The following is an 8194-nucleotide window of genomic DNA, read 5'->3' on the forward strand; positions in this document are numbered from 1 at the left end:
ACGTGGGAAATATGAATTATTCTTGTGAGAAAAAAGATCATATGAATACTTGTAAATTTTCGTATAGACATGAAATGCAAATATTTTTTGTGTTATTTGTTATCGGAATTTTTTACAGAATTTTAACCGCTGATTATATATCGTATGGTGGAGATGCGATGTATAAGTGGTTTCAAGTTAAAAGATTATTATATGGTTTTGATTTTACGGGATGGGATAAATATTATCCAACATGGAATCAACATACATCGCGTTGGGCAATAAATGGAGTTACTTATATATTTCAATATGTTTTTGGTACTCACCCTGTTGTCATGTATCTCTGTGTGTTTTTTATGTTCAGTATTTCTTTAATTTTTTTGTTTTTGATTTCTTTAAGAATAAACGGTGTGTATTTTGCTACGACATCTTGTTTGATTTATATCTTTTTTCCAGTGATGGATGCAATTGGTTCACAGTTACTGCCTGGAATTTTTTCTATTACGTATATGCTGATCGCTATTTATTTTATGATACTTTATGTTGAGCGTGATAAATTTGCTTTTTTATTTATACATATACTTTTTGTCTTTTTGGCATATAGTTCAAAAATTACAAGTGTCTTTTTTATACCGATTTTTATGATTTTCTTATATAAAAAAAAGAAGAAATCGCTTCCATTGATGTATGCATTAAGTTTAATCGTTTTGTTTTTTATTGAAGTTACTGCCTTTTATTTTGTTTCTGATGGCAGCCTCGTGCTTGGTAAAATGAGCTGTATTATACAAGGACATGGTCGTGGTGGCGATATTGATTTGAACCATATGTTTTCTTTTATGACATTTTTTGAAAGATGGATTAAGCTGCCAATTTCATGGAAGTTACTCTTTTTTATATCTTTACTGTCATCATTATATATATTGAAAAAATTCAGAAATTCATGGATTTCGTTTATTGCTGTATTATGTTTATGTTTTGTTTTTTTTGAAACATTTGCCATTAAAAGTATCAATCCAATCAAAATCGCGGAGCCCATTCGAGTAAGATATTTGTCTGTTATTTTGCCTTTAATGATATTAATGGTTAATTATGTATTATGTAATATTTTTCTTTTGCAAAAGTCATTTATTCGTAAAGCTGTTTATGTCTTGTTGATATGTGCAATACCAATTTTGTATTTTAAAGAGATTCATTTAGTTGATAATAATATATATAAAGTTTATATCGATGAGAAAATAATTAATTCTTCATTTGAAAACAATAAACCAGAGATTTTTGAAAACAAGAAAAAGGCTTATAGGTATTTGTATGTTTTTTTGAAAGATAATTATGTTTTTTCAAATTCGAGTGGAGAGCTTTTGATGGTTAAGAATAGTTATAATGGTACAAATAATTACTATGAAATTGTTAGAAAATAAAATTTTAGTAAATATTAACTTGCAGCAGAAGGGGGCAGTTATGTACAAGATTATGGTATGCTCAATTACCTTGGTCTTTTCATGCATGATAAGTTTTGCATTTGCGGACACATACTATGTCAGTAATATTGATGGAGATGATCAGAACTCAGGAAAATCGCCAGCAACACCATGGAAATCGTTGCAAAAGGTATCTTCTTCCGCTTTTTCTCCCGGGGACAAGATTTTATTGAAAAAAAATCAGGTTTGGTCAGAGAGTCTTATTGTATCCAGTTCTGGTAGTGACGGGAAACCAATAACTTACGGATCTTATGGTGAGGGGAACAACCCTCTGATAAAACTGACAACAACTTTCAAGGACTGGACCTTGGAGACGAGTTCTGGCTCTAAAAAAATATGGAAAGGAAGGATCCCAAATAATAAGAATGCTCACTCAGCAGCTTGGAATGGTGCACGTTTGCCTGCGTATCTCGGCTATGCAGCATCAGATGTGTGGTGGGAAGCTCCTAAATCCTTAGTGGATATGAAAAACAACTATTACTATTCACCTTTGAATAGTGATGTTTTTTACTTTAGAAATGACTCTGGCAATCCAGGTGCAATGGAAATTGCGCATAGAGATGTTGGAATCAAAGTTGATGGTAAACAATATGTAATAATAGACGGGATTGATGTATTCGGTCCTGGAGGACTTCAGATAGATGTCACTAACTGCAAATATGTGACCGTTAAAAATCTCACTGCAAGTAATAGTGCTTATCGTGGATGTATGATTAAAGGTAATTCAGAATATTGTGTTTTTGAGAACATGAAGGCTTTTCATCATAGGAGCACAGGAATATATTTAAATCATGCAGGTGCGAATAATGTTATAAAAAATTGTGAATCATATGCGAATGGCAATCTTCCAACTGATATGGGTGATCAGGGATGTTTTGGTATTGAAAGTTCACCAAACAATACCATTCAGGATTGTTATGCTCATGATAATGGCCATCCTGGCGTAGAACATATTGATGCGGCTATATCTGTGTATGAGAGTCCTGGATGTTCTGTAAAACGATGCTTGATCAAGAACTCAGCGGATAAGGCGCTCATGTTTGCAGGGGACACAAGGGATTGTGTGGCTGCATACAACGTGATTGATGGATGGGGAGTATATGGTGACTCCATCACTGCCTGGCCCAGTGTTGACGGGTTAAGGCTCGGGGGTGGGGAGTCATCTGCGCGAATTTTTAATACCAAAATTATCAATAACCTGTTCATAAATGGTGGCAAAACCATCAAGGCTGGTTATGCGGCGCTTCGCATTCAGTACCGTGAGAATGCGGGAACGATCGTTGCAAACAATATTTTTTATAATAATAGCGGAAATTTGGAAGTTAACGCTCAATCCAAGGATGGCTTTTCCAATTGGAAATTTTCCAACAATGTATATTACAGGGGGTCGGGAGCAACCATTTCCTGGGCAGGAAAATCCTACGATTTCAATCGTATTGTTGGAAAGTCTCCAGGATATTTTACGTATGATCAAGGGCAAGGTGAAGGATCTATCATGGGCGATCCCAAGCTTGTATCCAATAAAATGGATCTTTTGTCTGATTCGCCCTGCATTGATGCCGGGATTGATGTCGGGGAGTCCTTGGACTTTCATGGAAGGCCCGTACCTGTCGGTAGGGGTGTGGATATCGGGCCCTTTGAGTACCAGGGCGGCACCTATATACAACCGCCACAAGGTCTGAAGATTGAAGACTAAGCAAGGCCACGCATTATGCATCGAACAGATATTCCTGTTGTCGATTCTAATGTGATTGCGTATGCCAATGCCAATTTATACCGAAGATGATTTGTGTTTTTGTTTTACTCATCTTTAACCATAAGACGACCGCATGAATATATGTCTGCTCGGTTCAAGCTTTTTGCCTCGGATTGGTGGTATGGAATTGGCAATGCATCATCTTGCTAATAGTCTTGTAAATTTGGGAAATAATGTAACTATATTTGTTCAAAATATTGATGATAATTTTATTTATCTTCCAAAAAAATATGAAATTGTGCGATATGGTTTTAATTTTCCTCTATCAGGAAGATCTGGTGCCGATTATTGTTCAGGCATATTTAAATTTTACAATACACTTAAATCAAAAAAAATTGATGTTGTTCATTGTCATGATGTTTATGCTGCAGGTAGAATTGCAAGATTTTTTAAATCTAAATTTAATTTTAAACTTGTTATGACCCCGCACGGAGAGGCCGTTCGGGTAGAACCTGAATTCAATTATGGGTTGCTATTAAATAACAAAGCAAAAAAAATTATTATCAAAAATTTAGATGAAGCAGATTGTGTTACAGCTATAAGTAAATCAATTCAAAAAGATGTCGAATTGATATCTCAAAATAAGATTTATTGTGTTCCAAATGGAATTAATGTCAATTTATACAAAACTAATAAATCAAAATTCTTACATCAAAAGATCAAAGTAAAACAAGATACAAAAATATTGATTTCAGTTGGAAGAAACCATGCTATAAAAGGGTATGCTTATGGAATAAAAGCGTTTAGCGCTTTGTTAAAAAAAGGCGTAAGCGATATGGCTTACGTTTTGATTGGTAAAAATACACATACATTGAATCCAATGATAAACGATCTGGGGTTACAAAAAAAAATTTTTGTAATCCCAGAACAAAATTTTGATGCAATCCGACGTTGCTATCGTTCCGCATGGGCTTTTTTTTCACCTTCCATCAGTGAAGGACTGAGTTTGGTAAGTCTGGAGGCCATGGCTTCCGGACTACCCTTGGTCATGACAAATGCTTCTGGAAACGAGGATGTTGTTCTGGAAAACGATTGTGGAATAATAGTTGAAAAAAAAGACTATAATTCGATGGCTAATGGAATTTTTGAGCTATATAATGAAAATAAATTATATAATAAATTTTCAAATAACGCTTTTGTCAATTCAAAAAAGTATGATTGGGATTTGATTGCAAGTAAATACATCGATGTTTTTAATCGCATATGATTTTGAGTTGACTTTGTAAGTTGATGATAATCTATTGTTTGTAAATAATATAGAAGGTTTATGATAAAAATATGTCTCATATCTTTTAATGCGTTGCCAATTTTGATGAATAATAAAAAATCATCAATGGGTGGTGCCGAACTTCAATTTGTTTTGCTTGCAAATCATTTGGCTTATCATTCATTTTCAGTTGATTTTATTGTAAATGGAGAAGGACAGGAAACATCCTTTATTAAAAACAAAATCAAAATACACAGCCTTTTTTTGAAGTACCTAAAAGGGAAAAAAAAGAACATTTTTTGCGATTGGATAAAACTTTTTTTATGTCTTCGTAAAATTGATGCTGATATTTACATGATCAAGACCCCAAGACACCTTTTGTTTTTACTGGCCGTGTTCAATTTTTTTTATAACAAAAAAATTGTTTTTGTCGGGCAGATTGATGAAGACGTTATGCCTTCCAGAGTCTTAGCCAAGGACGGAGTTATCGGTCTGATTTTATACAGATTGGGTTTGACCAATATTTCATTTACCATTGCACAAAATTATTGCCAGCTGAAAGGGTTTGTCTGTTCATTCAATCAAAGAAGTGTTTTGGTTAGAAATTATACTTCGTTGAATGAACCTTGTTGCAGTGCGAAGAAAAAGTATATTCTCTGGGTCGGGAATAACCATGCCAAGAAACATCCTGAACTTTTTATAAAACTAGCTCAAGAGTTGCCTGAATTCCATTTTGTCATGATAATGTCGACGACCCCACAAAAGCCACATGACGATGATATTATCGAAATGACTCGTTCAATGACAAATATAAGCTATCTTGGATATATTCCTTTTTCTTCGATAGGCAGATATTTTTGTGAAGCATCATTGTTTGTTGGAACATCTGATATGGAGGGTTTTCCAAATACATACCTCCAGGCATGGCAAACAAAAACACCTGTAGTCAGTTTATATGTTGATCCTGATTGTGTAATAACAACATATAACCTAGGTAAAGTTTCTAAAACATTTGAACAGTTATGTGTCGATGTCAAAACAATGATGATAAACAAATCTGAAAGATTACTCATAGGTGATAATTGCTTTGAATATATCGGAAAGTTCCATTCACAACAAATTGTTACTCAAAAATATATGTCTTTTTTTAACTATCTGATGAAATATGATGACTAACAAAGCAGCTGCCAGGTCCACAAATTTTGGAAAACTAATCACCCTTCGGCTAAATACCGACTTTTCAACTCTGTAGCAGGGTCAAATGTTTTATCTGTGGACACCGATTTCTAACCGTGAGAAAATAAATTGGACGCAAATAGAGAACTTAAAATTGTAATGATTCATTGGGGATTAATTCCTGGTGGTGTTTCAAAATATGCAAAAAGCATTGAAAATATAGATAAATATAACAAAATACAAAGCACAACAATCATTATCAATAATGAAAAATGGATATTTGATAGTCGTTTCAGTGATGGGGTGAATCATTCATTGATTATGATTAAAGGAAGATGGGATGCTACATGGGTTAAAAAATTAAGAGATATGGTAAAAAAAGAAAAACCTGATTGTATATTTATTTTTGGATTCAATGGTGGTTTGGCTGCTTTTTTGGCTACTATTGGGTTGAATATCCCGATCTTGGCATCATGGCATGGAAGCTATTATCCTTCAAGTTGTATGCAAAAGATAAGAGCTCCTTTTGTAGAAATCATAGAGAGAGTAATATATAAGTATGTTGTTAAGCATGTCATTGCCGTATCAAAGTACGCAGCTCACATGTTGGAAGAAAAAGGAATACCACAACAGAAAATTACAATTATTCATAATGGAATTTCTAACGATTTAACAACGTATGCAAAATCAGAAAAAAATGAAAATATAATCTCATTTAATCAACATCGTGTAATGGTTGGTACATGTTGCAGATTAAGCGAACAAAAAGGGTTGAAATGGTTTTTGGATGCCATTGCTTTGGTGAAAAAAAAAGATCCGACTGTGAAGTTTATCATCTGGGGTGACGGTCCTCAAAAGCAAGAACTGAAAAAAAAATCTATTGAATTGCAGATTGATGATGTTCTTGAGTTTCCAGGATATGTTAAGGATATCAATACATGTCTTGCGAAACTTGATATATTTGTCATGTCTTCATATGTAGAGTATTTTTCTATTGCTCTTTTAGAAGCGATGAGAGCCGGATTGGCAATTCTCGCCACGGATGCCGGGGGAAATCCAGAGGCCGTTCGTCACGGCAAAGAGGGCCTGCTGACTCCAGTAGATGCACCTCAAGAATTTGCCGATTCTCTTCTAAGATTAGTCAATTCAAAATCATTAAGAAATGAGTTGGGGAAAAATGCTCAACGCAGATTTGAAAATACATTCACAGAAGACCAGATGATTCAAAAAACTGCAGACTGGTTTTTAAAATCAATTAACGATATTGCTTGAGAATGATATGTTTTTGTTTCTATAAAACACTTACTATTTGTTTTGTATATGTATATGATTTAATTTTGTTGTTGAATAATAAATATAATACAATATTTTTAGAAAGTAGTTTTTGATACATATTGAAAAAGAAAGCGTATCAAAAGCTACTTTTTTATTTGAGAAAGAGGAGTTTGTTGTTATGCAAGTATTTTTTGCTTGATGCGTTGTATTTTTGAAGACAATGTTTTGCTTGTTGTGGTGCTCAATACGGTAAGCCATGAGAGATAGAAAAATAATGTGCACAAGATCAATAAATGTATTCTCCTGGTTTGTGAATGTTTTCTGCAAGCCCACTGATGTGGGATTTGGAGGCGTTGTCTGTATGTCCGCAAGTCGGTAGCAAGCCTGGTTGATTCCCACGCACCATCCGTAACATGATTTGGGCAGTTGGTTTCAAAGAAACATTATCATCTCACGCAAACAAGCGATCGTTTTCATGTCACGAGGATATCTCCGCCCTAACAGTTGCATCCAAGGCTGGTGAATGCAGACTGCAGAGTTTCTATAATGTAAAATGAAGCATATAAAAGCAGGGAAAAACATGATTCGGAATAAAAAACAATTATGTGAGTATCTAAGGGCTGATGCGGCAGCGTTAGGATTAGAAGGTAAAAATCCTTTAACAACCATAAATTTAATCTGGCGTTATCAGATTGTATTGCGAAAAATCGAATATTATATCAATTCTGAAAAGAGTAAAAAAATATTTTTTAGACCTTTTTACTATTTGCAACGTATTCAATTTGAAGTTTTGGGAATATTATTGGGATTTACAATTCCACCGAACGTTTTTGGACCTGGGTTGGCCATTGTTCATCGAGGCACCATTGTCGTTAATGGAAATGCTCGTGTAGGATCGCATTGCAGAATACATGTTTGTGTAAATATTGGTGCATCAGGTGGTAATACAGAGGCTCCTCAAATTGGTGACAATGTGTATATTGGACCCGGTGTTAAAGTATTTGGCAACATCAAAATTGCTGATAACATAACCATTGGGGCCAATGCTGTTGTCAATAAAAATTTCTCACACCTAATGTTACCATTGCAGGTGTTCCTGCGCGTGTACTTGATCCTGAACCGGTTGTTCCTGAATCGGGCAGAGATTCCAGTATTGGCATGCATATTTCATAAGAACAAACAGTTTATCAATTAAAGAAACGAGAACCTTTTTGGTGCAACACGTTAATAGATTTGACTGCAAAAACTCTCTACAATAACGAAAAATTACTACCTATACTATTTACAAAATATACAAAATTTAGTATATATTATCGAAATTAA

6 protein-coding genes are annotated in these 8194 nt (G+C 34.3%); all 6 read left to right on the forward strand.

The annotated features are described in order from the left end of the window. Window positions 1-11: 11 nt before the first annotated feature. The 6 genes from DPF_RS00260 (at window position 12) to DPF_RS00290 (ending at window position 8066) form a co-directional block, all read left to right on the forward strand. On the forward strand, window positions 12-1397 hold the full coding sequence (locus tag DPF_RS00260; protein WP_176724125.1) for an ArnT family glycosyltransferase: 1386 nt from the start codon (window positions 12-14) through the stop codon (window positions 1395-1397). Beyond that, window positions 1360-3153 carry a right-handed parallel beta-helix repeat-containing protein gene (locus DPF_RS00265; protein WP_083254359.1) on the forward strand — a complete coding sequence of 598 codons (1794 nt, stop codon included), beginning with the start codon at window positions 1360-1362 and terminating at the stop codon, window positions 3151-3153. The genes DPF_RS00260 and DPF_RS00265 overlap by 38 nt, the downstream gene beginning before the upstream one ends. A gap of 133 nt (window positions 3154-3286) precedes the next feature. Continuing rightward, window positions 3287-4420: a glycosyltransferase family 4 protein gene (locus DPF_RS00275; RefSeq protein ID WP_083254360.1), complete on the forward strand. Its 1134-nt coding sequence runs from the start codon at window positions 3287-3289 to the stop codon at window positions 4418-4420. Between the two features lie 105 nt (window positions 4421-4525). Then, window positions 4526-5596 carry a glycosyltransferase gene (locus DPF_RS00280; RefSeq protein WP_176724126.1) on the forward strand — a complete coding sequence of 357 codons (1071 nt, stop codon included), beginning with the start codon at window positions 4526-4528 and terminating at the stop codon, window positions 5594-5596. Window positions 5597-5725: 129 nt separating this feature from the next. Continuing rightward, on the forward strand, window positions 5726-6868 hold the full coding sequence (locus tag DPF_RS00285; protein ID WP_141721028.1) for a glycosyltransferase family 4 protein: 1143 nt from the start codon (window positions 5726-5728) through the stop codon (window positions 6866-6868). Between the two features lie 583 nt (window positions 6869-7451). After that, window positions 7452-8066 carry a serine O-acetyltransferase gene (locus tag DPF_RS00290; protein WP_218069945.1) on the forward strand — a complete coding sequence of 205 codons (615 nt, stop codon included), beginning with the start codon at window positions 7452-7454 and terminating at the stop codon, window positions 8064-8066. Window positions 8067-8194 lie beyond the last annotated feature (128 nt).

This window comes from Desulfoplanes formicivorans (assembly GCF_001748225.1).
GTDB classification, from domain to species: domain Bacteria; phylum Desulfobacterota; class Desulfovibrionia; order Desulfovibrionales; family Desulfomicrobiaceae; genus Desulfoplanes; species Desulfoplanes formicivorans.

What these genes read in the sequence shown, in the direction of transcription:
- DPF_RS00260 (WP_176724125.1), top strand. Translation starts at nt 12, where the DNA reads ATGAATTATTCTTGTGAGAAAAAAGATCATATGAATACTTGTAAATTT.
- DPF_RS00280 (WP_176724126.1), top strand. Translation starts at nt 4,526, where the DNA reads ATGAATAATAAAAAATCATCAATGGGTGGTGCCGAACTTCAATTTGTT.
- DPF_RS00265 (WP_083254359.1), top strand. Translation starts at nt 1,360, where the DNA reads ATGGTACAAATAATTACTATGAAATTGTTAGAAAATAAAATTTTAGTA.
- DPF_RS00275 (WP_083254360.1), top strand. Translation starts at nt 3,287, where the DNA reads ATGAATATATGTCTGCTCGGTTCAAGCTTTTTGCCTCGGATTGGTGGT.
- DPF_RS00290 (WP_218069945.1), top strand. Translation starts at nt 7,452, where the DNA reads ATGATTCGGAATAAAAAACAATTATGTGAGTATCTAAGGGCTGATGCG.